The 23,807-nt window shown below is 62.3% G+C and carries 22 protein-coding genes; 18 read left to right on the top strand and 4 right to left on the bottom strand.

What is annotated here, in order from left to right:
* Positions 1-16: 16 nt before the first annotated feature.
* Positions 17-1,318, bottom strand: coding sequence for a protein kinase domain-containing protein (locus HMPREF3048_RS06160; RefSeq protein ID WP_070771524.1), 1,302 nt, complete (start codon positions 1,316-1,318; stop codon positions 17-19).
* Here HMPREF3048_RS06160 and HMPREF3048_RS06155 point away from each other — a divergent pair.
* Positions 1,317-1,706, top strand: a complete 390-nt coding sequence (locus HMPREF3048_RS06155) for an Rv2175c family DNA-binding protein (protein ID WP_070422181.1) — start codon at positions 1,317-1,319, stop codon at positions 1,704-1,706. The two genes, HMPREF3048_RS06160 and HMPREF3048_RS06155, sit on opposite strands and share 2 nt — an antisense overlap.
* Here the strand turns inward: HMPREF3048_RS06155 and HMPREF3048_RS06150 are convergent.
* The 3 genes from HMPREF3048_RS06150 to HMPREF3048_RS06140 are packed head-to-tail and all read right to left on the bottom strand — an operon-like array spanning position 1,675 to position 4,843.
* Positions 1,675-3,120: an alpha-(1->6)-mannopyranosyltransferase A gene (locus HMPREF3048_RS06150; protein ID WP_070771523.1), complete on the bottom strand. Its 1,446-nt coding sequence runs from the start codon at positions 3,118-3,120 to the stop codon at positions 1,675-1,677. The genes HMPREF3048_RS06155 and HMPREF3048_RS06150 overlap by 32 nt on opposite strands.
* A complete protein-coding gene (locus tag HMPREF3048_RS06145) occupies positions 3,120-4,211 on the bottom strand; it encodes a polyprenyl synthetase family protein (RefSeq protein ID WP_070771522.1) in 1,092 nt (363 codons plus the stop codon). The genes HMPREF3048_RS06150 and HMPREF3048_RS06145 overlap by 1 nt, the downstream gene beginning before the upstream one ends.
* A gap of 44 nt (positions 4,212-4,255) precedes the next feature.
* A complete protein-coding gene (locus HMPREF3048_RS06140; protein WP_141758871.1) occupies positions 4,256-4,843 on the bottom strand; it encodes a GNAT family N-acetyltransferase in 588 nt (195 codons plus the stop codon).
* A gap of 167 nt (positions 4,844-5,010) precedes the next feature.
* On the opposite strand from HMPREF3048_RS06140, the gene HMPREF3048_RS06135 reads away from it, so the two are divergent.
* The 17 genes from HMPREF3048_RS06135 (at position 5,011) to HMPREF3048_RS06055 (ending at position 23,780) form a co-directional block, all read left to right on the top strand.
* The gene (locus tag HMPREF3048_RS06135) at positions 5,011-5,445 is read left to right on the top strand and encodes an SAV_6107 family HEPN domain-containing protein (RefSeq protein ID WP_070422184.1); all 435 of its coding nucleotides are present in this window, start codon (positions 5,011-5,013) and stop codon (positions 5,443-5,445) included.
* 81 nt (positions 5,446-5,526) lie between these two features.
* Positions 5,527-5,919: a DUF3040 domain-containing protein gene (locus HMPREF3048_RS06130; protein WP_070422185.1), complete on the top strand. Its 393-nt coding sequence runs from the start codon at positions 5,527-5,529 to the stop codon at positions 5,917-5,919.
* A 427-nt stretch (positions 5,920-6,346) separates the two neighbouring features.
* Positions 6,347-6,781, top strand: a complete 435-nt coding sequence (gene mraZ / locus HMPREF3048_RS06125; RefSeq protein WP_070422186.1) for a division/cell wall cluster transcriptional repressor MraZ — start codon at positions 6,347-6,349, stop codon at positions 6,779-6,781.
* 175 nt (positions 6,782-6,956) lie between these two features.
* Complete coding sequence (rsmH, locus tag HMPREF3048_RS06120) at positions 6,957-7,970, top strand: 16S rRNA (cytosine(1402)-N(4))-methyltransferase RsmH (RefSeq protein ID WP_070483991.1); 1,014 nt, start codon at positions 6,957-6,959, stop codon at positions 7,968-7,970.
* A 47-nt stretch (positions 7,971-8,017) separates the two neighbouring features.
* Complete coding sequence (locus tag HMPREF3048_RS06115; protein ID WP_141758870.1) at positions 8,018-8,725, top strand: cell division protein FtsL; 708 nt, start codon at positions 8,018-8,020, stop codon at positions 8,723-8,725.
* Positions 8,726-8,834: 109 nt separating this feature from the next.
* On the top strand, positions 8,835-10,787 hold the full coding sequence (locus tag HMPREF3048_RS06110) for a peptidoglycan D,D-transpeptidase FtsI family protein (RefSeq protein WP_083279395.1): 1,953 nt from the start codon (positions 8,835-8,837) through the stop codon (positions 10,785-10,787).
* 24 nt (positions 10,788-10,811) lie between these two features.
* Positions 10,812-12,317, top strand: coding sequence for a UDP-N-acetylmuramoyl-L-alanyl-D-glutamate--2,6-diaminopimelate ligase (locus tag HMPREF3048_RS06105; RefSeq protein ID WP_070771516.1), 1,506 nt, complete (start codon positions 10,812-10,814; stop codon positions 12,315-12,317).
* Positions 12,314-13,834, top strand: coding sequence for a UDP-N-acetylmuramoyl-tripeptide--D-alanyl-D-alanine ligase (gene murF, locus HMPREF3048_RS06100; RefSeq protein WP_070771514.1), 1,521 nt, complete (start codon positions 12,314-12,316; stop codon positions 13,832-13,834). The genes HMPREF3048_RS06105 and murF overlap by 4 nt, the downstream gene beginning before the upstream one ends.
* Positions 13,835-13,873: 39 nt before the next feature.
* Positions 13,874-14,980 carry a phospho-N-acetylmuramoyl-pentapeptide-transferase gene (gene mraY / locus HMPREF3048_RS06095; RefSeq protein WP_070771512.1) on the top strand — a complete coding sequence of 369 codons (1,107 nt, stop codon included), beginning with the start codon at positions 13,874-13,876 and terminating at the stop codon, positions 14,978-14,980.
* Entirely contained in the window at positions 14,977-16,371 is a 1,395-nt protein-coding gene (gene murD / locus HMPREF3048_RS06090) for a UDP-N-acetylmuramoyl-L-alanine--D-glutamate ligase (RefSeq protein ID WP_210384153.1), read from the top strand. Before mraY ends, murD begins: the two co-directional genes overlap by 4 nt.
* Positions 16,372-16,414: 43 nt before the next feature.
* Positions 16,415-17,809 (top strand): FtsW/RodA/SpoVE family cell cycle protein, encoded by a 1,395-nt coding sequence (locus tag HMPREF3048_RS06085; protein ID WP_070771508.1) that lies wholly within the window; start codon positions 16,415-16,417, stop codon positions 17,807-17,809.
* A gap of 12 nt (positions 17,810-17,821) precedes the next feature.
* A complete protein-coding gene (locus HMPREF3048_RS06080) occupies positions 17,822-18,898 on the top strand; it encodes a UDP-N-acetylglucosamine--N-acetylmuramyl-(pentapeptide) pyrophosphoryl-undecaprenol N-acetylglucosamine transferase (protein WP_070771506.1) in 1,077 nt (358 codons plus the stop codon).
* Positions 18,898-20,319 carry a UDP-N-acetylmuramate--L-alanine ligase gene (gene murC / locus HMPREF3048_RS06075; protein WP_070771504.1) on the top strand — a complete coding sequence of 474 codons (1,422 nt, stop codon included), beginning with the start codon at positions 18,898-18,900 and terminating at the stop codon, positions 20,317-20,319. The genes HMPREF3048_RS06080 and murC overlap by 1 nt, the downstream gene beginning before the upstream one ends.
* A gap of 17 nt (positions 20,320-20,336) precedes the next feature.
* Entirely contained in the window at positions 20,337-21,014 is a 678-nt protein-coding gene (locus tag HMPREF3048_RS06070; RefSeq protein WP_070422196.1) for a cell division protein FtsQ/DivIB, read from the top strand.
* A 132-nt stretch (positions 21,015-21,146) separates the two neighbouring features.
* Positions 21,147-22,361: a cell division protein FtsZ gene (ftsZ, locus tag HMPREF3048_RS06065; RefSeq protein ID WP_070422197.1), complete on the top strand. Its 1,215-nt coding sequence runs from the start codon at positions 21,147-21,149 to the stop codon at positions 22,359-22,361.
* Between the two features lie 14 nt (positions 22,362-22,375).
* Positions 22,376-23,101 carry a peptidoglycan editing factor PgeF gene (pgeF, locus tag HMPREF3048_RS06060; protein WP_070771502.1) on the top strand — a complete coding sequence of 242 codons (726 nt, stop codon included), beginning with the start codon at positions 22,376-22,378 and terminating at the stop codon, positions 23,099-23,101.
* Positions 23,094-23,780 carry a YggS family pyridoxal phosphate-dependent enzyme gene (locus HMPREF3048_RS06055; protein ID WP_070771500.1) on the top strand — a complete coding sequence of 229 codons (687 nt, stop codon included), beginning with the start codon at positions 23,094-23,096 and terminating at the stop codon, positions 23,778-23,780. The genes pgeF and HMPREF3048_RS06055 overlap by 8 nt, the downstream gene beginning before the upstream one ends.
* Positions 23,781-23,807 lie beyond the last annotated feature (27 nt).

Genomic DNA, 23,807 nt, shown 5'->3' with positions numbered 1-23,807 from the left:
CGCTACTCGGCCAGCGCTACCGCGGGATGACGATCTCCGGGATGTCGCCATACATCCCGGAGCCGAACCACCACGCGCCCAGACCAACCGCAGCTACCACGGCGATTGCAACAGCGGTGTAGAGCACGACACCGATCAGAGAGCGGTTAGTTACCGGCTTGACTGCGGGGCGCTTTGCCGGATTGGAAGCGGCAGGCCGGGGTGCACGTGGTGGCACGGGTGCGGGCACGGGGGCGGCTGCAGGCGGAACGGGGGCCGGAACCGGAGCCGGAGACGCCTGTGCAGCGGGCCATTGGCTGCGTGACGGCAGTTCTGTGGACGCCTGCTTAGTTGGCCTCGCAACTGCAGGGGCGACTCGCGTTGGCGCCTCGTCATCGGGGAAGAGGCGTCGCTGTGCGGCGTTGTTGACCAGTCCGAAGTTAGTCGGGTGTGCTGCGGCTCGCGTGGCTGCGGCATTGCGCGGGGCAGGCACGGTGTAATCCGGCAGTGCAAGTTCGGCTGCTACGTCGTCGAGTGCGGCGAGGAATTCTCCCGCATCGCGGAAGCGCGCTTCGGGGGTGCGGGCGGTTGCGGTGGCGACGAGCTCGTCGAAAAGCATTGGCACCCCGGCAATGAGTGAGGACGGCGCGGGCACATCTCCATGGAGGCGTGCGTACGCGTGCGCGATGGGGGTGTCGCCGTGAAATGGCGTGCGGCCGGTGAGGAGTTCGAACAACACGATGCCGGCGGAGTACACATCCGATGCGGCTGTGATGGGGCTGCCGTCGACTTGTTCAGGGGAGAGGTAGGCGACGGTGCCCACGATTTGGTCGGTCGAATGTGTGTTTTCGGCGGCTGCGCGCACGAGGCCGAAGTCGGAGAGTTTGACGCGGCTGGAGGCGTCGATAAGCACGTTGTCCGGCTTAATATCGCGGTGCACCATGCCTTTCTCATGCGCGACAGAAAGTCCCGTGAGCATGCCGCGCATCACCTCCGCGGCTGCGTGGGGAGGCATCGGACCACGCTCGGCGAGCAATTCGCGCAGCGTGCCGCCGGTGATGAGTTCCATGATGAGAAACACGTTGTTGCCGGACGCGGAGAAGTCGTACACGTTGACCAAGTTAGGGTGGCTGAGCTGCGCCATCGCGCGGGCTTCGCGCCGGAAGCGGTCGCGAAACACAGCGTCGTGGACGTATTGCTCGTGCATGACTTTCGCAGCGACTTCCCGGCCCAGGCGGGAATCGATGCAGCGATACACCGTGGCCATGCCACCACGGGCGATGGCGCGGTCCACGACGTAGCGTTCGTCGAGAGTTGTGCCTGGAGCGAGTATTGCCATGTACCCCAGGGTAGAATCGGGCGCCGTGAGCACACAAACGAATCTCGAGCAATTGCTTAGCGACGAAACCTTGCTGGCCTTTCCCGACGCCGCCGAAGCGTTGGGCGTTCCGGTCACTCGTGTGCACGACTATGTCGGTGCCCGCAAACTTGTCATGTACATCCGGGATGGTAAAAAATTCATCCCGGCTGGGCTGATCGGTGAGGATGGGCTGTCGAAGTTCGTCTCAGGCGCGATCACCGTGCTTGCCGATGGCGGCTACAACGACGAGGAGATCCTCACATTCCTCTACACCGAAGAGGATTCGCTGCCGGGGCGCCCGATTGACGCCTTGCATGGTCAGAAAGCGCGCGAGGTTATTCGTCGTGCGCAAGCGATGGCGTTTTAAACACCCAGCGAGTCGCTACCACGGCGACGATGAAGGCTGCGGCGAGGAACCACACGTCGTAGAGCCTGTGGTTGCCGCTGCCTGTAAACGCGAGTGCCACGACGATGGATGCGCCGGTGGTAATTCTAGCTACCCAGGCCGGTGCCCGGAACGTGCCCACGAGCGCCAAGATGGAGGCGTAGTACCACGGCAGCGTTACCGCATTGGTGACAAACGCTGCCGTATACGCCACGGTGGTGCCCGCCAGCATCCGCGGCGCGTAGGCCTTGCCGCGCGCCGGGCGGAACCACCACCACGTGATCACGAGCGCGAGGAGCATCGCGAAGCTGAACACCGTGCGGGTGGCTGCAAGCGTTGTGTTGTAGCTGAAGTCGTCGTTGATCAACTGCACGAGCGGGGTAATCAGTTCTGCGGCGAACGTCGGACCAGCCAGCGGATTGATCACCTTCGAGTTACCGGTGATTTCCTCGAGCCAACCCCACGTTGAGCCGCAGACCCACGTCACCACCTGGATGACGGCGACCGAGACCGCCAGCGCCCAGGCTCCAGAGACGGCAAGCGCGGCGAGGTGGTGGGGCACATCGTGGACGCGGGCGCGACGCGTGACCATCAGCCACACCACAAACGGCAACGCGAACGCAGCCGTGGCCTTGAGCGATACCGCGCATGCGATGAGCACGATTCCGGGGGTGCACCACGTGTGTCGCATGCACAGGTACAGGCCCGCGCACACCAGGCTGACCATGACCGCCTCGTTGTGCATGCCGCCAATCAGGTGCAACAGCATGACAGGGTTGGCTACACCTACCCACAGTGCAAACCCGGGGCTAGCACCTGCGAGGCGCGCGATGCGCGGTACCGACCAGACAATGAGCGCGAAACCTGCCAGCGCGATCAGCCGGTAGGCAACGACGCCAAACGCGACGTGGTCGCCGACAATCGTGGTCACCGCTTTGCCAATGCCCAAGTGCAGTGGCCCGTACGGCGTTGTGGTGTTGCGCCAGTCGTGGGAGACCTCCCACAAATACGGGCCGGGGTTGATAGCGGCGCCTTCGGAGTAGGGGTCGAAGCCGTCGCGAAGCATTGCCCCCTGCATGAGGTAGGAGTACACGTCGCGCGACATGATTGGTGCGCTCAAGGCGAGTGGAGCGGCCCACGACCACACCGCACGGAGCACGGTCTGCTCGCCTGGGCGGGTGCGCCACAGCCACAGCCAGGCAAACACGAGAAGACCAGTGCCCGCCATCAGGAGGCCGTCCATCATGCCGCGGCCGTGGCCGTAAGTGAGGAACTCAAGGCCTATCGAGCGCATGAGGCCGTCACGGTAACGCGTCGCTCCGGCACCAAAGGAACCGATCGCGATGAGTACGGCTGCGACAACGCCGAGGGGGATCGGCCGGATTTTACCGGCCATCACATACGCCGGTCTGTGGCCTTGTGGGCCAACTCGGACAGTGCCTGGCGAGCTTCAGCAGTAATACCGGCGGTATCCAGGTGAGCAATGCCGGACGCGGTGAGACGGTTAATGCGCTCTTCGACCGCATCCTCCGCACCACTTTGGCGGATGAGATCGGCGAGGCGCTGAAGCACCTTTGGGTCGGTGGCGGTACCTACACCGGTGCGGAGCTCGTCGGCATCGTTGGCATCGAGAAGCTCAAGCGCTGTCGCGTAAAGGACAGTGCGCTTTCCTTCGCGCAGGTCATCGCCCGCGGGTTTTCCGGTGATTGCTGGGTCGCCGAAGACACCGAGGAGGTCGTCGCGAAGCTGGAATGCGATGCCAATATCGCGTCCGTAACCACGGAATGCCGCAATGGTCTCATCGTCGGCACCAGCAATAGTCGCACCAAGATGAAGCGGACGCTCGATCGTGTACGCGGCGGTCTTAAACCGGTTCACCCGATCCGCCATGTCCGCAGACTCGCTGCCACGGCTTTCCAACGAAATATCAAGGATCTGCCCACCGATGACTTCCGTGCGCATGCCCACCCACGGTTCCGCGGCGCGTTGCAGCGCCTCCAACGAAACACCGGAGTAGCGCCACATATCTTCCGCCCAGACTAAGGCGAGATCGCCGAGCAAAATCGCGGTGTTCACGCCAAACGTCGCAGCGTCGCCCAGCCAATGGTTTTCGAGGTGCTGGGCCTCCACACTGCGGTGCACCGTGGGGTTTCCGCGACGGGTATCGGAGGCGTCCACGATGTCGTCGTGGACCAGTGCACACGCCTGGATGAACTCAAGTGCACTCATCGCGCGCAAGACCGCGTTTGGGTCCTCGCCGCTGGTTTCCAAACCACCGGCGCCGACAAAACCTGCCCAGCCGTACAGCGGACGCACTCGCTTGCCACCACCCAGTGTGAACGCGCGCAAGTGCGCGACTGCTTCCGAGACAGGCTCACCGATCGCGGAAATTGCCGGCCCGTGTTCGTCGAAAAACTGCTCCAAATGCTCTTCGACGACACCAGGCACCGCACTTAAGTTCCCAATCCCCAATTCGTGTGTAGCCACGCTGCTCCTCACCGTCGTCTACGAAAATCTCTCTGGAACGTACCCTAGTCAGCCTCGCCGACACGGGGTGTGCCCGCCATGTCGAGTGCGAGAATCGCAAACGGGCGAGGGTCGCTTCCGTAATAAAAATTGCGAGCAACGTCCTGGAACCCAAACTTGCGGTAAAGCCCAAATGCGTTATTAGCTTCGCCGTCTACCTCGGGAGTAGATAGGACAGCCCAACGAGCTGATGTCGATGCGAGCAGTTCCCTGAGCATCGCCGCACCAATGCCGCGGCCCTGGTGCCTCGGATCCACATGCACTTCGGCGATTTCGAAGTAGTTGGCCAGTAGCGCACGGTCGTCGTCAGAAAGCATGCCGTCTAGACGTTGCTGAGTGAGTGCTTTGACGAGTTGTTGGTCCCACCAGCGCTCCCGCGCGCCGAGAAAACCGTAGGCCACTCCGATGACGCTGTTGTCCGAGATTGCGGCCACGGCGCAAAAGCCTGGCCAGGTGACCTCTCCACGCCACACGCGTAAACGCTGCGCGCGCATGGTTTGGGGGTACCCCATAGCTTCCATGTAGATGTCCACCAACCGTGGCACGAGGAAAGAAAACTCCGCCTTGGTCAGCCTTTGGATCTCAATGTGCACCCCACTATCGAACCACTTATGTGCCTGTTGCGGGGCTTGACCACACATCCTCGTTCGAACAGTCGAACAAACGTGCTAATTTTTGGTCGTGGTGTCGTGGGTGACTTCTAGGGTCATGGGCAATCAAAAGGCGACATGCACTGGTAACAGCGAAAGGGGAAAGTGTCATGGGAAGCGTAGTTTCAGCCACAACGGGCAGGGCGTACGGGGATATGGGGGCGCCGCGAAAGTTTGACTCGTTCATCTTCTCTGCGGAGGCACTGCTTGCACAGGCTCATGCTGACTTTGCGGCAAGGCGCTACGACCTTGCGATGGAAAACGCATACCGGGCTGCACTGCGCATCGCTGGCGCATGCAACGCTCGCAGCATTGTGCTCCGGAAGCGGAAGCGGCTGCCAACTAATGCGTGGGACAAGCTCGCGCTCACCGGGGAAAGTGGCCAGCACTGGGCGACGGTATTTTCTGCATACTCGGCGCGCCGGGCGAGGGTGGCGTCTGGGATCGACGACAACCCGTCGCCGGTCGTGGTCTCAAGCCTTATCGGTTCGGCTGAGGACTTTCTCCTGGACACCACTGGGGGTGATGCGCCGATGGCGGCGTAATAAGGCGCGGGAACAATGTGGGTACGATGTTCGTTGTATCCATACATTGTTCATTCATAGCTGGGATCTGGAGAGAAAGTAGTGTCTCTTTCTGAGCAGGAAATGCGCGCACTGCGCGAGATCGAGCAGTCGCTCCTTGCAGACGACCCGAAGTTCGGTTCCTCGGTCGCTCCGTCCTCTGGGTATGGTGCTTCGCACCCGTCGGGCCGGCTGACTATGCGTAGCCTCGCCCTCATTGTGCTGGGCCTTGTCCTTCTTCTTGGGGGAGTGGCGCTGGCGTCGTGGAGTCTGTGGACTGTGGTGTTGAGCATCGTCGGCTTCGGTGTGATGTTCTATGGGGGGATCATGGCGCTCCGTACCCCGGCTGCCGCTGGTGTTTCGCTGCAGCGAGCGCAGGCTCAGTCCAAGTCGCGCTCGCCGCGCAGTGTTAGCCTGGAGGAGAGCTTCCGTCGACGGTTTGAGGATCGTCAGTAGCTTTTAGCTTTCCCTTCGCCCTCCCGGTCTCTTCGGGAGGGCAATTTTTTATCCCCACTTCGCCCCACATTCCCCACTTTGCCCCACCCGTTGGTTTGATCCGGCCATTTTGCCTGTTAAAGGACGTTCGGAGCGGGTTGCGTCTCGTGTGCCTATAGGTGATTGATGGGGTTGTAGTGGGGGATGTGGCGGTAAGTGGGGGACATTGGCGGGTAATTGCCCCACGGGGATTGTGGCCGTTGACCTGCGTATTCTTCTTGTTGTGGGAACTAAGTTGCTCAGAGTGTGGCGTTTGTGGGGGGAAGTGGGTTAAAGTGGGGCACAGCGGAGCACCGTGGTGCGCATCTTGACTACGTGCGTAATGCGGAGCGAAGCCGAGAAAACTGCAAATGCCAATCTCTGAAGGTGAAGGAAGGTAGGTCGCCGGATGTTTCTGGGAACCTACACTCCCAAGCTCGACGACAAAGGGCGCCTGACGCTGCCTGCGAAGTTCCGTGAGGACTTGGCAGACGGCCTGATGGTGACCAAAGGACAGGACCACTCCCTCGCGGTGTACCCGCGGGACGAGTTTGCTGCACGCGCCCGCAAGGCCGCTGCAGCATCAAGGACGAACCCGAAGGCGCGCGCGTTTATCCGCAATCTGGCTGCCAGTGCGGATGAGCAAACGCTCGATGGGTCCGGACGTATCACCCTGTCGCCGGCACACCGTGAGTACGCAGGCCTTTCCAAGGAGTGCGTAGTTATCGGTTCTGTGGATTTTCTCGAGATCTGGGATCTTGAATCCTGGAATAAGTATCAAGAAGAGACTGAAGCCGCGTTCTCCGCGGCGGATGACGACGACATTCTCTCCGGTCTGCTGTAGGACTGACTACCCAACAGCGGGCAACCAATTCGGAGAGTGTGTACGGACTCTGTCCGGGGCGTGAAGCACTCTGGTGTACTTCCCCGACATCAGAACAGCCGCCCCGGACAGGGCTCTACATACTCCCCGGCTTAGAAGGAGCCGACGACTAACTGACCGCGAGGGGTGAGCCCGGATGGTGTACCGCACACACGCTGCAGACCCTCATGGGCATGTGCCGGTCATGCGCGACCGCATGGCCGAACTCCTGGCCCCAGCTGTAGAGGCGTTCGGCGCCAACGCCGTCATTGTCGATGGAACCCTTGGTGCCGGTGGCCACACCGAACACTTTCTCAACGTATTCCCGCAAGCGCGCGTGATCGGTGTGGATCGCGACCCGAATGCGCTGCAGCAGGCGACTGAGCGCCTGGCTCAGTTCGGTGAGCGTTTCACTCCGGTGCAATGCCGGTTCGACTACATCGGCGACGAGATCGCATCGGGGGAGGGCGAGACCTTCGACCTTGTGAGGCAGCACGGTGTGGCTGGTGCGCTGTTCGACCTCGGTGTTTCATCGATGCAGTTGGATCAGGAGGAGCGTGGCTTTTCCTACCGCGGTGACGCACCGCTGGATATGCGCATGGATCCGACCACCGGCATCACTGCGGCCGAGGTACTTAACACGTACTCGCATGGAGACCTGGCGAGGATTCTGAAGTCCTACGGCGATGAACGTTTCGCAGGCAAGATTGCGTCGGCTGTGCTGAAGGAGCGCGAGCGTGCGCCGTTTGACCGTGCGGACCGGCTCGTGGAACTGCTGTACAGCACCATCCCGGCCGCCACGCGACGTACTGGCGGTCACCCGGCGAAGCGCACCTTCCAGGCGCTGCGGATTGAGGTCAACCGCGAGCTTGAGGCTGTCGAGCGAGTGGTTCCGGTGATTACGGATTTGCTCGGCGTCGGCGGGCGAGCAGTGTTCATGAGTTACCAGTCGCTCGAGGACAAGATCGTCAAATCTGCCTTCGCTGAACTGACAGCTTCAAAGACGCCGGCGGGACTTCCGATGGATCTGCCGGGCACCGAGCCAACGTTCAAACTCATCACCCGCGGGGCGGAAAAGGCTCCGCAGGAAGAGATTGAGCGCAACTCGCGTGCAGCACCGGTGAGGGTGCGCGGCGTCGAGAAGCTTAAGCACTCAACGACAACCACATAACCCACAACAAACCACGTACAACACACAACCATCTGAGGACGGACACCATGGCAGCACGAGACACACGAGGTGGCTCCCGCGCGATGACGCTGACGCGCGATGGCAGTGCCCGCACCAGCCGTACAAGCGCTCCGGCACGTCGTCGCACGATGCCGGGTGTGAAGCCGCATGTGCCGCACTCCCGAGGGCGGGGGCGCCTCGGCTCGCAGCAGGTTGTGTCTGTGCGTGGGCGTCGGGTTGGCACGGTCGCGGCGCCGTCGCGTTTTTCCGCAGTGTCCGCACTTGCGGTGCCTCTGCTGGTGATCGGTATTGCTATAGCGATGCTGCTGTCCGGCGTGGCCACGACACAAACCTTCACCATCCAGCAGCTGCAGTCGAAGGAGCGTGAACTTGCCAACGAGGTCGAGTCGCTCAACCGTGACTTAGAGGATCGTCGTTCTGCTGCGGAGATCGCACAGCGCGCTGCAGGCGCAGGCATGGTGGTCGCTGGAGAACCTGGCCTAGTGGAGGTCATGGAAGGTGGTCGTGCTGAAGAGCGCCGACCTTTCAACCCAGAAAAGGTTGCCAAGATTGTCGACGTTAACGGCGAAGCGTTGCGTCAGGGCCGTGCAAGCAGTGATGACCGTGCAACCCGCGAGCTGGCGGATGCGCTGACTCAGGTTCCAGGTGGCAATCAAGCTCCGCCTCGTCCGCAGCAAGCACCGCAGGTTGCCAACGTGGCGCCGTATCAGGCAAATGTGCCCGCCGGCGAATAGACGTTAACGGTGGGGGTTGTGCCGCAGGCGTGTGGCGCAACCTCGTTTCGCATTTGTGCGGGGCATGATAAACGAGTCAATGAGCAGTTTTGGTAGGTGAGGAGGGCACGTGACATCCACGGGCACACCCCGGAAGCGTCCGGCGCCACGGAAGAGTCAGCGTCACATCACCAACCACCGTGTATTCCTTTTGACGCTTGTGTTCCTCAGCGTTGCAGCCTTGCTGATCGCACGCCTGTTTTGGGTCCAAGTGATCATCGGCGGCGAGTTGCGTGAAGTTGCCAAGGTGCAACGCCAGCGCGAGTATGTTGAGCCAGCGCGTCGCGGTGAGATCGTGGACCGTGACGGCAAGCAGTTGGCGTACACGATGCAGGCAAGGTCGTTGACGGTCTCGCCGAAGCAGTTGCGTGAGGAACTGCGGCAGCAGCAAGAGCTGCAGATGCGTATCGACGGCGTCCCCAAGGCAGATATCGACGCGCAGCTCGACGCCCGCGTTGAAGACGTGCTGCGCACAATGGCGAATGAGATCCCCGGCATGATCGGTGGCGAAACTGATCCACAGCCTACGGGTACAGACACAGAGCAGTTGCGCACTGTGGGCAGTGTCAGTGCCAAGGAGATTTTGGACAAGCTCCACGCCGACACGTCGTACGAAGTTTTAGTGCGCAACGTTGACCCGGATGTCGCTGCGAAGGTGGCGGCGAAGTTCCACGGTGTGGCTGCTGACCAGCAGGACATCCGCCAGTACCCGAACGGTGCTGTGGGGGAGAACATCATTGGCAAGGTTTCCATGGACGGGCACGGTCAGTTCGGCCTTGAGGCCTCTAGCGATGCGGTGCTTACCGGTATCGACGGCCGCTCGACCGAGGACGTCTCGGGAGGTGGGCAGTCCATTCCGGGCTCCCTGCGCGATGTGGTGCCAGCGGTACCTGGTGCGCGCATTGAGCTCACGGTGGACCTCGACCTGCAGACGTATGTGCAGCAAGTGCTTGAGCAGGCAAAGGCAAACTCTTTGGCAAAGTCGGCTGAGGCTGTCGTCCTTGACGCTCACACGGGTGAGGTGTTGGCGATGGCAAATACAGACACCATCAACCCGAACGGGGATATTGAAAAGCAGATCAAGCAGGGTAAGGATTTTGAAAACCCAGCGATCTCGCACCCGTTCGAGCCAGGCTCGGTGGCAAAGGTCATCGCTGCAGCGGCTTCAATCGATCAGGGGGTGACTGACCCGTTCGAGGTGCACCAGGTGCCGGGCTCGATCGACATGGCCGGTGTGACAGTGAGCGACGCCTGGCAGCACGATGTTCTGCCGTACACCACCGCAGGCATCTTCGGTAAGTCCTCCAACGTGGGCACATTGCAGTTGGCGCAGCGCCTCGGCGAGGAGCGCTACTGGGATTACCTCAACCGTTTCGGTATCGGTGCTCCGACCGGCATTGAGTTGCCCAATGAGTCGCCGGGTCTGCTGCCGGTGCTTGAACAGTGGTCGGGCGGTACCTTTGCCAACTTGCCAATCGGTCAGGGCATGAGCTGGACTGCGCTGCAGATGGCGAGTGTGTACCAGGCGTTGGCCAACGACGGCGAGCGCATCCAGCCACGCATCATCGAGCGCATCGTCGGACCGGACGGGCAAGATATCCCGCAGGATGAGCCGCAGCGCAACCAAGTGGTGAGCAAGGAGGCGGCGCGTACAACGGTGGATATGTTCCGTGCCGCATTCCAAGAAGACCCGACCGGCAACCAGTCGGGTACTGCACAAGGAAATGCGCTAGAGGGCTACCAGTTCTCTGGCAAGACAGGTACTGCACAGAAGGTGAACCCGGAAACGGGCGCATACTCACAGAGCCAGTATTGGATTACGTTTGCGGGTATTGCCCCGGCGAACGATCCGAGATTTGTTGTGGCGGTCATGCTGGACGAGCCGCAGCGCGGTGTACTCGACGGCGGTGCCGGTGGCCAGTCTGCGGCGCCGGTGTTCCGCCAGATTGCGAGCTGGATGTTGGATAAGGAAAATATCCCGCCGAGTCCGCCCGCGGAACCGTTTGTTCTGCAAGCCCAGTAACGGCCCTGAAAGGAAGGAATTATCATGTCCTCAGCGCCCACGCTGACATCCCTCGCTGAGATTGCGGGGGCACGCATCGTCAATGCGCCGCAGGCACCGTTTGAGGTGTCGTTTATTGGTCTTGATTCCCAAAACGTGGAGCCCGGTGGCTTGTTTGCTGCGCTGCCTGGCACGCGGGTGCATGGCGCGTCGTACGCGTTTGACTCGGCCGCAGGTGCGATTCTGACTGACGAGGAAGGTCTTGCGATCATCCAGCACACGTCGGATCGCCGGCCGGTGTTGGTCGTCGATAATGTGCGCGCGATTCTTGGCCATGTTGCCGCGGAGGTGTACGGGCATCCGTCGAAGGACTTCACGCTGCTGGGCGTGACTGGGACGTCGGGCAAGACCACCACGACGTACATGCTGGAGCGTGGACTGACGCAGGCTGGTTGCAAGGTCGGCCTGATTGGTACGACGGGCACGAAGATCATGGGCCGCGATGTGGCCACCGAGTTGACCACGCCTGAGGCGCCGACGTTGCAGGCACTGTTTGCCCGTATGCGCGACGAGGGCGTTACGCATGTGGTGATGGAGGTGTCCTCCCACGCGCTCATGCTTGGGCGCGTCACGGGTGCCCAGTTCGACGTCGCTGGTTTTACCAATCTGTCGCAGGATCACCTTGATTTCCACCCGACGATGGAGGACTACTTCGAGGCGAAAGCCTTGTTCTTTGACCCGTCGAGCGACCTCCACGCGAAGCGCAGCGTGATCTGTGTCGACGATTCTTGGGGTCAGAAGATGGCCGCGCGCGCGGAGCACCCGGTGACGGTGGCAACCCGCGGTGAGCATGCAGATGTCACTGCGGAGCTATTGCGTATCGACGACACCGGAACCCAGCACATTCGACTTCACACTCCAGAGCGTCAGGTGGAGTTTGCTCTGCCGATGCCGGGTGCGTTTAACGTCGCCAATGCCGCCCTTGCCACCACGCTCGCGGCACAGGTTGGTGTCGATGTAGCAGCGTTTGTCGCAGGCCTGGAGCAGGCGGCGGTGCCGGGGCGCATGGAGCGAATTGATGAAGGCCAGGATTTTGTCGCTGTTGTGGATTACGCCCACAAGCCGGCCGCTGTCGCAGCAGTGCTTCAGACGCTGCGTGGACAGGTCGATGGCCGGATTGGTGTGGCGATCGGCGCTGGTGGTGACAGAGATTCCTCGAAACGCCCGCTCATGGGAGCGGAAGCAGCGAAGGGCGCAGACTTTGTTGTGGTGACTGATGACAACCCGCGCACCGAAGACCCGGCAGCGATCCGCGCAGCGGTGCTGCAAGGCGCACGCGACGCAGAAACGGCAGCCGAGATCATTGAGGAAGGCTCCCGCGCGAGGGCGATCGACGCGCTCGTCGAGTGGGCAAAGCCCGGCGATGCCATCATTGTCGTGGGTAAAGGCCACGAGGTTGGACAGATCATCGGCGACACCAAGCACCATTTTGATGACCGCGAAGAGATGCGGCGCGCACTTCGCGCCCGCCGAGAGAAGAGGAACGCATGATTGCACTGACGCTTCGCCAGATCGCGGAGATCACCGGAGGACATTTGAGCCCGGAGGCTGATCCGGACGCCTCGGTGACCGGGTTTGTGGAGTTTGATTCCCGCAAGATCGGCCCCGGCGGGCTATTCGTTGCGTTCCCGGGTGCGAACGTGGATGGCCACGATTTTGTGGGTAAGGCGGCTGCGGCGGGTGCCACGGCGTCGTTGACCACGAGGGAGGTCGGTCGGCCGGCTGTGGTCGTCGAGAAGCGACCGCCCAGTGCCGACGACAACTCGGACCTGGCGGTCAACGATCCAACTGGCTCCGCAGCAGGCGTTGTGGATGGGATGTCAAAGTTGGCCACCTATGTGGCCCGCGAACTGACGGAGAACCACGGGTTGCGGATCATCGGCGTGACTGGTTCTGCCGGCAAGACCTCGACGAAGGACCTGATCGCGGCGGTGCTGCAGCGCGCGGGCGAGACGGTGGCGCCTCCGGGGTCGTTTAATAACGAGATCGGCCACCCATACACGGTGCTGCGCTGCACGGAGGAGACGAAGTTCCTGGTCGCGGAGATGTCGGCGCGCGGTATCGGCCACATTGCGCACTTGGCCACGATTGCACCACCGCAGATCGGTGTGGTGCTTAACGTGGGCTCGGCGCACCTGGGGGAGTTCGGCTCCCGCGAGAACATCGCGCAGGCCAAGGGCGAACTCGTTGAGGCGCTGCCTGCCGATGGCATCGCGGTGCTCAACGCCGACGACGACCTGGTCAACGCGATGGCTCCGCGGACGAAGGCACGCGTGGTGCGCTTTTCCGCCAACGGCAATACGGCAGCGGATTACTACGCCACCGATGTGGAACTGGATGCGGTGGCGCGTGCGTCGTTTATCATGCACACCCCGAAGGGTGATCCGCAGCGCGTAACCCTCAACGTGTTCGGTGCCCACCAGGTGGGCAATGCGCTGGCTGCAGCTGCAGTCGGCATTGAATCGGGCATGGATGCCGCAACTGTCGCGCAGGCGTTGTCTGATGCGCACTCCGTGTCGGTCAACCGCATGGACGTCAACACCCGCGCCGATGGCGTGACCGTGATCAACGATGCCTACAACGCCAACCCTGAATCGATGCGGGCTGCCATTGCCGCGTTGGGTTACACCGCCGCGGCGCGCCCAGGTGTGCGCTCCGTTGCGGTGCTGGGGGAGATGGGCGAACTTGGCGCCGGTGCGGAACACGAGCACGCGGCGCTTGCCGATGAGTTGGCGCGCTACAGCGTCACCGACCTCATCACTGTCGGGAATAATGCGTCGATGGAAGCGCTGGCCGAGCGTGCTGAGCAATTCGGCATCCGCACCAGCGGCGTCGCCGATGCTGCCGAAGCCAGCGAGGTAGTGCGCGAACTGTTGGCCATGCCGCCAGCGGGTATCGACGACTGGCAGTCGCGCACCCACCGCGATGTCGTGCTGGTAAAAGCATCAAACGTTGCGCGACTGTGGGCAGTGGCCGAGGCGCTACTGCAAGGGCATACGCTTAGATAGTTCAACATGAATAACGAAACAGCAGCGAGGTAACACTTCATGGTTCAAGTCATTTGCGCCGGGATTCTTAGTTTCCTGGTCTCGATTTTTGTGACCCCGCTGCTCATTAGATATTTCCATCGCCGCGAGATGGGGCAGGAGATCCGCGAGGACGGCCCGAAGTCGCACGCCCGCAAGCGTGGCACGCCAACAATGGGCGGCATCGCTATTTTGTTAGCAATCGCGCTTGGCTACGTCGGCGGCAGTCTCTCAGCCTTGGCTACGGGCCACACGGCGTTTACTGCCTCGGGCCTGATCGTGCTGGGGCTTACGCTGACGCTCGGCCTCGTAGGTTTTGCCGATGACGGCATTAAGTTGTTCATGCACCGCAACCTTGGCCTCAATAAGACGGCGAAGCTTGTGGCGCAGTTTGCCATTTCGATCGCCTTCGGGCTGCTTATCTTGCAGTTCCCGGACGAGAACGGTCTGACACCTGGCTCGACGTTCTTGTCGTTCGTGCGCGACATCGACACGATCAACCTCGCCATCGGCGGGGGTGTGGTGGGCACCATCATCTTCCTAGTGTTCATCTACATCCTGCTCGCCGCGTGGTCGAATGCAGTGAACCTGACTGACGGTCTCGACGGGTTGGCCGCTGGTACGACGGCACTTGTGATGGCTGCCTACTCGGGCATTACGTTCTGGCAGTTCCGTAACTCTTGTGACGCTGTCGCGACCGCTGGCTGTTACTCGGTGCGCGACCCGTTGGACCTGGCTATCCTCGCGGCGGCCGGTTTTGGTGCCTGCGTGGGTTTCCTGTGGTGGAATGCCGCACCCGCGAAGATCTTTATGGGGGATACTGGCTCGCTGGCACTCGGTGGCCTTGTTGCGGGCCTGTCGGTTGCTTCGCGCACCGAGTTGCTGATGGTTGTCATTGGCGCGTTGTTCGTCCTGGAGGCCGCCTCCGTGGTGATTCAGGTTGCGTCCTTCAAGACCACCGGCAAGCGAGTGTTCCGCATGGCGCCGTTCCACCACCACTTTGAAAACGGCGGCTGGCCAGAGACTGCCGTAGTGGTGCGTTTCTGGATCATCTCCGGGATGTCGGTCATGCTTGGCCTCGCCGCGTTTTATGGTGAGTGGCTCTCGTTGAACGGAGCGGGCCTGTGACGCTGCCAGATCATGTTTTAGTCGCCGGTGCTGGTGTTTCTGGTCTCGGCGCAGCGCACTTGCTGACGAAGGCGGGTGCGAATTGCACGGTTGTCGACGACAACCCGGATGGGCGCGCAGCCGCTACCGCAAAAGGCTTCGCGGTGTGTTCCAGCGCTGAAGCGCGCGAGCGCTTCGCTGACACTGGCCTTGTGGTCACCTCGCCCGGGTGGCGACCTGATACGCCATTGCTTGTCGACGCCACCGCCGCCGGCATCGACGTCATCGGCGATGTTGAACTGTGCTTCCGCCTTGACCGCGCCGGCGTGTTTGGCGCACCGAGGACGTGGCTCGTCGTCACGGGCACCAACGGCAAAACCACGACCACGGGCATGCTGGCGGCGATGATGACCGAAGTCGGCGCCGACTCCGGCCGTATCGCACGTGCCTGCGGCAACATCGGCACCGCGGTCGGAGAGGTGCTGCTTCTCGACGAACACGTCGATGTCCTCGTTGCCGAACTGTCCAGCTTCCAGCTGCACTGGTCCTCCGAGCTCGTGCCGGATGCTGGCGTGCTGCTGAACCTGGCTGAAGACCACATTGACTGGCACGGCTCGTTTGCGGAATACGCCGCGTCGAAGGCGAAGGTATTGCAAGCAACGCATGCGGTTGCAGGTATCGACGATACGGAGGTGCAGCGTTTAGCTGAGCAGACTGGTCGCGACGACATCATCGGGTTCACACTTCAAGAGCCTGGCGACAACCAGGTCGGTGTTTCGGGCGGCAGGATCGTGGCCAAACTCGGCGGCGAAACTATCGACGTTGCAAGTGCCGACGGCATCGAGCCCGCCGGAGCCGCCGGTCTGCTTGACGCACTCGCGGCCGCTGCGGTGGCGTTGACCCAGGGGGCCAAGCCGCATCACATCCAGCGGGCACTGGAGAAGTACCGCGTGGCCGGTCACCGTGGGGCGGTGGTGCACTCCGGCGGCGGTGTGGATTGGGTGGATAACTCCAAGGCCACTAACCCGCACGCGGCGGATTCTGCGCTCACCGGTGCGGGCACGGTGGTGTGGGTCGCGGGAGGACAGCTCAAAGGCGCTGCCGTCGACGGTGTCGTCAAAGCACACGCTGATCAGTTCCGCGCCGTTGCTCTGCTCGGTGTGGATCGTGAGCTCATCCGCGCGTCTGTCAACGCGGCCGCCCCGGACGTTCCGGTGTTTGTCTCTGACTCCACGGATCCGGAACAAGCCATGGATGAGGTTGTTGCGTGGGCGGCGACCCAGGCGCAGCCGGGCGATACGGTGCTGTTGGCGCCGGCTGCTGCGAGCTTGGATATGTTTTCGGGCATGTCAGCGCGTGGCGACGCCTTCGCAGCGGCAGCGATGCGACACTGGAGCCCGGATAACAAGTAAGCTCAACTTCACGTTGAGACTTCTCGAATGAAAGGGCAGCTGCATGGCGGTGCAACAGGGGACAACGCGGCGTGCCCCGCGATCGACCGAGCCAACCTCAAAATTGGCGCTTAAGGTGCGCAGATTTGAGGAGTTTCTGGATTCCCGGCCGCTCATCGACTACACCATGATCCGCAGCATTGTCCTGGTGCTTGCAGGTCTTGGTGTGGTCATGGTGATGTCGTCGTCAATGGCGACGTCGTTCGCAGATTCCGAGAGCGTCTGGGGCGTGGCCATCCGTCAAACCGTCATGGTCATCGGTGGCCTGATCGCGTTTTGGGTGGCGCTGAAAACGCCGCCTGAGCGGCTGCGCAGCTTCTCCGCTGTCCTGATGGCCGCTTCCGTTATTTTGCTGATCTTGGTGCTCACGCCCTTGGGCACCGGCCGCGAAGAGGTAGGTTCCCAGTCGTGGATTGTGCTGGGCCCGCTGCGCCTGCAGCCATCGGAGGTGGCCCGTGTGGCTATCGCGATGTGGGGCGCGAAGGTGCTCGAACACAGAAATCCGCAACGTTTGTTCCAGGCCAACAACGGTTTCCTCGCGTTCTTTATCGTGGCTGCAATCTGTGTCGCGTTGATTGCCGCACAGGGCGACATGGGTATGGCTTTGTCGTTCGCGGTTGTGGTCGCCTTCATCCTGATCTTCGCGGGTGTGCCAAAGAAGGCAATCGTTTACCTGGGAATTGGTGGCGCGTTCTCACTGATTGTGGCGTTCTTGTCCGGAGGTTTCCGCTCTGCGCGTTTCCACGTGTACTTCGACGCACTGCGCGGCCACTTCGATGACACGCAAGGTATTGCGTTCCAGTCCCACCAAGGCTTTTTGTCGCTCGCAGACGGTCACATTTTCGGTGTCGGTCTTGGCCAGTCCCGCGCGAAGTGGTTCTACCTGCCTGAGGCACGCAACGACTTTATTTTCGCGATCATCGGCGAAGAGCTCGGCCTGTGGGGCGGCACCTTGGTTATTTCCCTGTTCGCCTTGCTCGGCTTTTTCGGTTTCCGTACCGCTCGGCGTGCGCAGTCGCAGTACCAGACGCTGATGGCGGCGGCGCTGACGGCAGCGGTTGTTTCGCAGGCGTTTGTCAACATCGGCTACGTCATCGGTCTGCTGCCGGTGACCGGCATTCAGCTGCCGATGCTCTCTGCCGGCGGTACCTCGGCGGTGATCACCCTGGGTGCGATGGGTGTGTTGGCAAACGTGGCTCGCCACGAGCCGGATGCGATTTCCGCGATGCAGAACTACGGCCGCCCAGTGTTCGACCGCATGCTTGGCGTCCAGGAGCCCCGTCCGATCACACAGCAACGCCAGCCTCGCGAGCACCCACGTGAGCAGGTACAGCGCAATCACCGCCCGACGGCGCCGGTGCGTCAAGCCACTGGTGGGCCGCGCCGCGTGCGTAGATAGCAGGAGGATTACATGAGTGAACTCAACGTCGTCTTGGCAGGCGGCGGCACCGCAGGCCATATTGAGCCGGCGCTCGCCGTGGGGGAGGTGTTGCGTGATCAGTTCGGTGCCAATGTTGTCGCGTTGGGCACGGAGCGTGGTTTGGAAACCACGATTGTTCCCGCCCGCGGTTTTCAGTTGGCGTTGATTGATCCGGTGCCCATTCCGCGCAAGAAGCCGTGGAAGTTGGCTGCGGTGCCGGCGAAGCTGCTGCGTTCGGTCAATCAGGCCAAGGAGGCGATGAAGTCTTCGGGTGCTCAGGTGGTGCTCGGTACCGGCGGGTATGTGTCCGCGCCGGCATACTTGGCGGCGAAGTCGCTGCGGCTGCCGTTTTTCGTGCTGGAAACAAATGCGCTTGCGGGGATGGCGAACAAGCTTGGGGTCAAGCTCGGTGGCGTTGGCCTGAATGCGGTGGCGAACTCGGGCATGGCCGGCGACGTCGTCGGCATTCCGGTGCGTCCCGGTGTCGGGGTCGACCCGGATGGGGCAAAGCGTGAGCGTGGCCTACGCACGTGGGGCCTTGATCCGGAGAAGACGACTGTCCTCGTCACTGGTGGTTCCCAGGGTGCGGTGAGCATCAACACGGCGCTCGCTGGCGCGGTTGAGCGCATCACCGCTGCGGGTCACCAGGTGTTACATGCTTACGGGCGCAAGAACGACGCACCTGCACCTCATGAGGGGTATACGGCCGTGCCGTACATCGACGATATGGAGGCGGCCTATGCGGTCGCGGAAGTCGTCGTGTGTCGCTCTGGTGCGATGACGGTTGCGGAGAACTCCGCGGCCGGAGTGCCGGCGATCTACATCCCGTTGCCGCATGGCAATGGCGAGCAGGGGTTGAACTCGGCACACTTGGTGGCCACAGGGGCGGCATTGCGTATCGACGACGCGGAGCTGAACGGCGACGTACTCGTCGAGAAGCTGCTGCCTTTGCTCAATAACGACGATGCGCGTGCCGAGATGCGTCGCGCAATTGCTCAATCCGGTGCCGGCAATGTTGCCGAGGACCTCGCGCGCCGCATTGCTGATGCGGCTGGAAAGGAAAACTGATGACGGATCTCTCACGCGTGCACCTCATTGGCATCGGCGGTGCCGGCATGTCGGGCGTGGCGCATATCTTGTTGGACCGAGGCGCAACCGTGACTGGCTCTGACGCGAAGGACTCTCGTCCGGTTCGCGCACTGAAGGCCAAGGGCGCGAAGGTGGCGCTTGGCCACGACGAGGCCAACCTGGAGCTCTCTGGTGAGCTTCCCACCGCGGTGGTGACGAGCTTTGCTGCTATCCCGCAGGACAACCCCGAACTCGTCCGCGCCAAGCGGGAGGGTGTTCCGCTGCTGCGCCGCTCGGACCTGCTGGCCGAGTTGATGGAGGGCCGTACTCAGCTGTTGCTCGCTGGCACGCACGGCAAGACTTCGACGACGTCGATGGCGGTCGTGGCGTTGCAAGCAGCAGGGCAAGACCCGTCGTTCGCGATCGGCGGGCAACTCAACCGTGCTGGCACGAACGCTCATCACGGCCAGGGCGAGGTTTTTGTCGCGGAGGCCGACGAGTCGGACGCGTCGCTGTTGCGTTACTCCCCAGATGTCGCCGTGATTACGAACATTGAGCCGGATCACCTGGACTTCTACGGCACGCGTGAGGCGTATTTCAAGGTGTTCGATGATTTTGCGGACATTGCGAAGAACATCGTGGTGTGCCTAGATGACGAACACGCCGCAGCTTGCGGTGCGCGCGCAATCGAGCGTGGTCTGACGGTTTACGGATACGGCACTGAAGAAGCCGCAAAGCGCCACCCGAGCGTGCCGGCAGCGGCGGTGATTACCGAAGAGCGCCAGGAAGGCGAGCACACCGCAGTCGGTGTGCGTTTGCGCACGCCTGATGTCTCCGGCGAGGTCACCTACAGCATGGCTATCCCGGGCCGCCACATGGTGCTCAACTCGGCAGCAGCGCTGCTCGGTGGGGTACTCGTCGGCGCGAATCCGGAGAAGCTCGCCCAGGGGCTCAGCGAGTTCACGGGCGTGCGCCGTCGTTTCGAGTACAAAGGCAGCGTCGGCGAGACTCGCGTGTACGACGACTACGCCCACCACCCGACCGAGGTGGAGGCGGTGCTTACCGCGGCCCGCGACAAGGTGGAAGCAGAAGGCAACGGTGCGCGTGTGGTCGTGTGCTTCCAGCCACACCTGTACTCGCGCACCCAGGAGTTCTCCAGCGAGTTTGCTAAGGCATTGTCGCTGGCAGACGAGTGCGTGCTGTTAGATATCTACGGTGCCCGTGAAACCCCGGTTGAGGGTGTGACCTCGCGCATTATTAGCGACGAAATGACCATCCCGGTGCACCTTGAACCGGACTTCTCTGCTGCTCCTGCAACCGTTGCGTCCGTGACCGAGCCGGGTGACTTGGTGCTCACGATGGGGGCGGGCAGTGTGACCATGCTGGCAGACGAGATCCTGGATGCGTTGGCGGGCAAGTAATGTCCACGAAAGTTCCCATGCCTGATTCAACCGAGGAGCAGCCGAAGCACCGGAAGATCCCGTACGGTGCGATCGCAGCAACGGTGGCCATTGTTGTGGCTGTGTGCGCGGCCGTGCCGTTCACGCCGCTGATGAGCGTGAACGATATTGCCGTCGAGGGGTCCGTGAACCTGCCCGAGGAGGAAGTACGCAACCTCACCGGGATTGATTACGGCACGCCGATAGGCAAGGTGAAGCCGCGCCGAGCCGCCGAGAATGTTGCCGCAAACCCCTGGGTGGATTCCGCAACAGTGTCGCGCGCGTGGCCGAACGGTGTCAGTGTGGAGATCACAGAGCATGATCCGGTGGCGTGGGTGGACATTGATGGCCAGCCGCACCTGATCGACCGGGAGGGCCGCGATTTCATCGTTGCGGCGCCGCCCGCAGGCGCTGTGGAGATCCAGGGGGTGGCCCAGGAGCGGTTTGCGCAGGCGGTGGAGGTGGCGTCGTCGATTAGCGATGTTGCCCGGCCTCGCGTCCGCGCGCTCAAAGCCAACGGTGACTACACCTACACGCTCGTGCTTGACGACGACCGCGTAGTCCAGTGGGGAGCTGCAACCGACAATGCGAATAAGGCGCTGGCGCTCGAAACCGTGCTCCAGTTGGAAGGCCACGAGTTCAATATTTCTAACCCCGAGTTGGTGACCTCGCGCTAAAACCCCAGGTCACAACCCTAAAGTACAGGTTTAGGGTTGTGACACGCCGGGGGAGAACACAAAAAATGCTTCGCTTTCAAACATGATGGGACGCAACTGAACACCCGAGTTTTGAAAGGCGAGACTTACGCTATGACTTCTCCCGCCAACTACCTCGCCATGATCCGCGTCGTCGGTGTCGGCGGGGGCGGCGTCAACGCTGTGAACCGAATGATTGAGGAGGGGTTGAAGGGCGTCGAATTCGTCGCCATCAACACTGACTCGCAGGCGCTGCTGTTTACCGATGCCGACACCAAGCTCGACATTGGTCGAGAAGCCACCCGTGGGCTGGGCGCAGGCGCGAACCCCGAGGTTGGCCGCACTTCCGCCGAGGACCACAAGCAGGAGATTGAGGAGTCCCTGAAGGGCTCCGACATGGTCTTCGTTACCGCAGGCGAAGGCGGCGGCACCGGTACTGGTGCGGCCCCGGTCGTCGCAGGTATTGCAAAGAAGATGGGCGCACTGACTATTGGTGTTGTGACCCGCCCGTTCACCTTTGAGGGCAAGCGCCGTACCCGCCAGGCGCTGGCTGGCATTGAGAACCTGAAGGAAGTTTGCGACACCGTCATCGTGATCCCGAACGACCGCCTCCTGCAGCTGGGAGACGCGGAGCTCTCCATGATGGAAGCGTTCCGCGCGGCTGACGAGGTGCTCTACAACGGTGTTCAGGGTATTACCAATCTGATCACCATCCCGGGCATGATCAACGTCGACTTTGCGGACGTGCGCTCCGTTATGGCTGACGCTGGCTCCGCGCTCATGGGCGTCGGCTCTGCGCGCGGCGAGAACCGTGTGATGACCGCAACTGAACAGGCCATCAACTCCCCGCTGCTGGAGACCACCATGGAGGGCGCCAAGGGCGTGCTCATCTCCGTCGCCGGTGGCTCCGACCTCGGCCTGATGGAAGTTAACAACGCTGCTTCCATCGTGGAGGAGAAGGCCGACGACGATGCCAACATCATCTTCGGCACGATTATCGACGACAACCTGGGCGACGAGGTCCGCGTGACCATCATCGCCACTGGCTTCGACGAGAAGGCCAACGCTCGTCCTGCCGAGGACGCCCCGCAGGCAAGCGTCGTCGCTCCGGCCGAGGAGCTTGAGTCCCAGCCGGAGAAGCCGGCCGAGCCACGCACTGAGACCCGGACCGAGACCCGCGCCGAGCAGCCGTCGGAGAGCTACCAGGCTCGTCACCGCTACGAGCCAAACCGTGGCCTGTTTACGGACCGTGAGGACTCCCGTCCGCGCCGCGACGAGGAGTTCGGCGGCGGCTTCGACGACTTGGATGTGCCTGATTTCATGCGCTAGTTAGACTGGCTGGCATGCCAGATCTTTCCAACCGCCCCGTCCGCATGGTGTTTACTTCCCGTGCTGGCGGGGTTTCGCGTTCTCCGTACGATGCGTTCAACCTGGGAACGCATGTTGGCGACGACCCAGCCGACGTCGCCGCGAACCGTCAGCGTCTCGCCGACATCTTGGGCCTTCCCGCCGAGCGTTTCGTGTGGATGGAACAACTCCACACCAACACCGTCACCGTGGTCGACGGGCCTGCGGATGAGCCGGTTGCGACCACTGACGCGATCGTGACTCGCAAGAAAAACCTCGCGCTGTGCGTGCTGGTTGCGGACTGCACCCCCGTGCTGCTGTCCGACCACAGCGCAGGTGTGATCGCCGCAGCCCACGCGGGCCGTATGGGAGCTCGCAACGGCATTGTGCGCCGCACCGTCGAGGAGATGGTGGCGCTTGGCGCAGCCCCGGAGCGTATCCAGGTGCTGCTCGGGCCGGCGGCGGCAGGTGAGTCCTATGAGGTGCCTGCCGAGATGGCTGCGGACGTCGAAAAGCATTTGCCCGGCTCGCGCACAACCACCAAGCAGGGGACCGCGGGCATCGACGTCCGTGCCGGGCTTGTGCGCCAGCTCATGGGCATGGGCGTGACCCACATCGATGCGGATCCGCGCGATACCATCACCGATACCGATTTCTTCTCCCATCGCCGCGATGGCGTCACCGGACGTCAAGCCGGCGTGATTTGGATGCCAGATGCATAACCTCGAAAAAGTAACCCAGCAGATTCACGACGCCGAGCGTGCCGCAGGTCGCCCGGAAGGCAGTGTGCGACTGCTACCTGTGACCAAGTTCCACCCGGTGGAGCGCATCATCGAACTTGCCGACGCAGGCATCACCCTCGTCGGCGAAAACCGCGAGCAGGAAGCACGCGCGAAGGCAGAAGCTCTGGACGGCCGTTGCGAGATCGCGATGATCGGCCAGATCCAGTCCAAGAAAGCCAACGCTGTGGCGCGCTGGGCCGCGCAAGTACACTCGCTTGACTCTGTGAAGTTGGCGCACGGCCTCGACCGTGGCATGGCGCTTGCCCTCGAGCGTGGCGACCGCACCACGGACACCCTGCCGTGCCTGATCCAGCTTTCCGACGACGGCGATACCGCCCGTGGCGGCGCCTCCTACGATGACGTTGCCGACATCATCGAAGCAGTCGAACACTCCGAACACCTTCGCCTCGACGGGTTCATGGTCGTGCCACCGCTGGACTCTGATCCCGAGGCGGTGTTCCGCAGGGCGCGTGCGCTTGTCGACGACACCTCCGCACGCCTCGGCCGCGACCTCATCTTGTCGGCCGGCATGAGCGGCGACTTTGAGGTAGCAATCGCGTGCGGTTCAGACCTGGTGCGTGTCGGAACAGCGCTGCTCGGGCCCCGCCCCGTAGGCTGACCTTCATCGCAAAACCACCCCCAAGGA

Source organism: Corynebacterium sp. HMSC075D04 (genome assembly GCF_001815635.1).
In the GTDB taxonomy this organism is placed as follows: domain Bacteria; phylum Actinomycetota; class Actinomycetes; order Mycobacteriales; family Mycobacteriaceae; genus Corynebacterium; species Corynebacterium coyleae.
Note: the sequence above shows the minus strand (reverse complement) of the source record. Positions and strands in the feature narration are given on the sequence as shown.

Excerpts from the sequence above, each read along its gene's own strand:
- HMPREF3048_RS06055 (WP_070771500.1), top strand. The coding sequence starts at position 23,094 with ATGCATAACCTCGAAAAAGTAACCCAGCAGATTCACGACGCCGAGCGT.
- HMPREF3048_RS06160 (WP_070771524.1), bottom strand. The coding sequence starts at position 1,318 with ATGGCAATACTCGCTCCAGGCACAACTCTCGACGAACGCTACGTCGTG.
- HMPREF3048_RS06150 (WP_070771523.1), bottom strand. The coding sequence starts at position 3,120 with ATGGCCGGTAAAATCCGGCCGATCCCCCTCGGCGTTGTCGCAGCCGTA.
- mraY (WP_070771512.1), top strand. The coding sequence starts at position 13,874 with ATGGTTCAAGTCATTTGCGCCGGGATTCTTAGTTTCCTGGTCTCGATT.
- HMPREF3048_RS06115 (WP_141758870.1), top strand. The coding sequence starts at position 8,018 with ATGGCAGCACGAGACACACGAGGTGGCTCCCGCGCGATGACGCTGACG.
- mraZ (WP_070422186.1), top strand. The coding sequence starts at position 6,347 with ATGTTTCTGGGAACCTACACTCCCAAGCTCGACGACAAAGGGCGCCTG.
- HMPREF3048_RS06080 (WP_070771506.1), top strand. The coding sequence starts at position 17,822 with ATGAGTGAACTCAACGTCGTCTTGGCAGGCGGCGGCACCGCAGGCCAT.
- HMPREF3048_RS06155 (WP_070422181.1), top strand. The coding sequence starts at position 1,317 with ATGTACCCCAGGGTAGAATCGGGCGCCGTGAGCACACAAACGAATCTC.
- HMPREF3048_RS06070 (WP_070422196.1), top strand. The coding sequence starts at position 20,337 with ATGCCTGATTCAACCGAGGAGCAGCCGAAGCACCGGAAGATCCCGTAC.
- pgeF (WP_070771502.1), top strand. The coding sequence starts at position 22,376 with ATGCCAGATCTTTCCAACCGCCCCGTCCGCATGGTGTTTACTTCCCGT.
- HMPREF3048_RS06105 (WP_070771516.1), top strand. The coding sequence starts at position 10,812 with ATGTCCTCAGCGCCCACGCTGACATCCCTCGCTGAGATTGCGGGGGCA.
- HMPREF3048_RS06135 (WP_070422184.1), top strand. The coding sequence starts at position 5,011 with ATGGGAAGCGTAGTTTCAGCCACAACGGGCAGGGCGTACGGGGATATG.
- murC (WP_070771504.1), top strand. The coding sequence starts at position 18,898 with ATGACGGATCTCTCACGCGTGCACCTCATTGGCATCGGCGGTGCCGGC.
- ftsZ (WP_070422197.1), top strand. The coding sequence starts at position 21,147 with ATGACTTCTCCCGCCAACTACCTCGCCATGATCCGCGTCGTCGGTGTC.
- HMPREF3048_RS06085 (WP_070771508.1), top strand. The coding sequence starts at position 16,415 with ATGGCGGTGCAACAGGGGACAACGCGGCGTGCCCCGCGATCGACCGAG.
- rsmH (WP_070483991.1), top strand. The coding sequence starts at position 6,957 with ATGGTGTACCGCACACACGCTGCAGACCCTCATGGGCATGTGCCGGTC.
- murF (WP_070771514.1), top strand. The coding sequence starts at position 12,314 with ATGATTGCACTGACGCTTCGCCAGATCGCGGAGATCACCGGAGGACAT.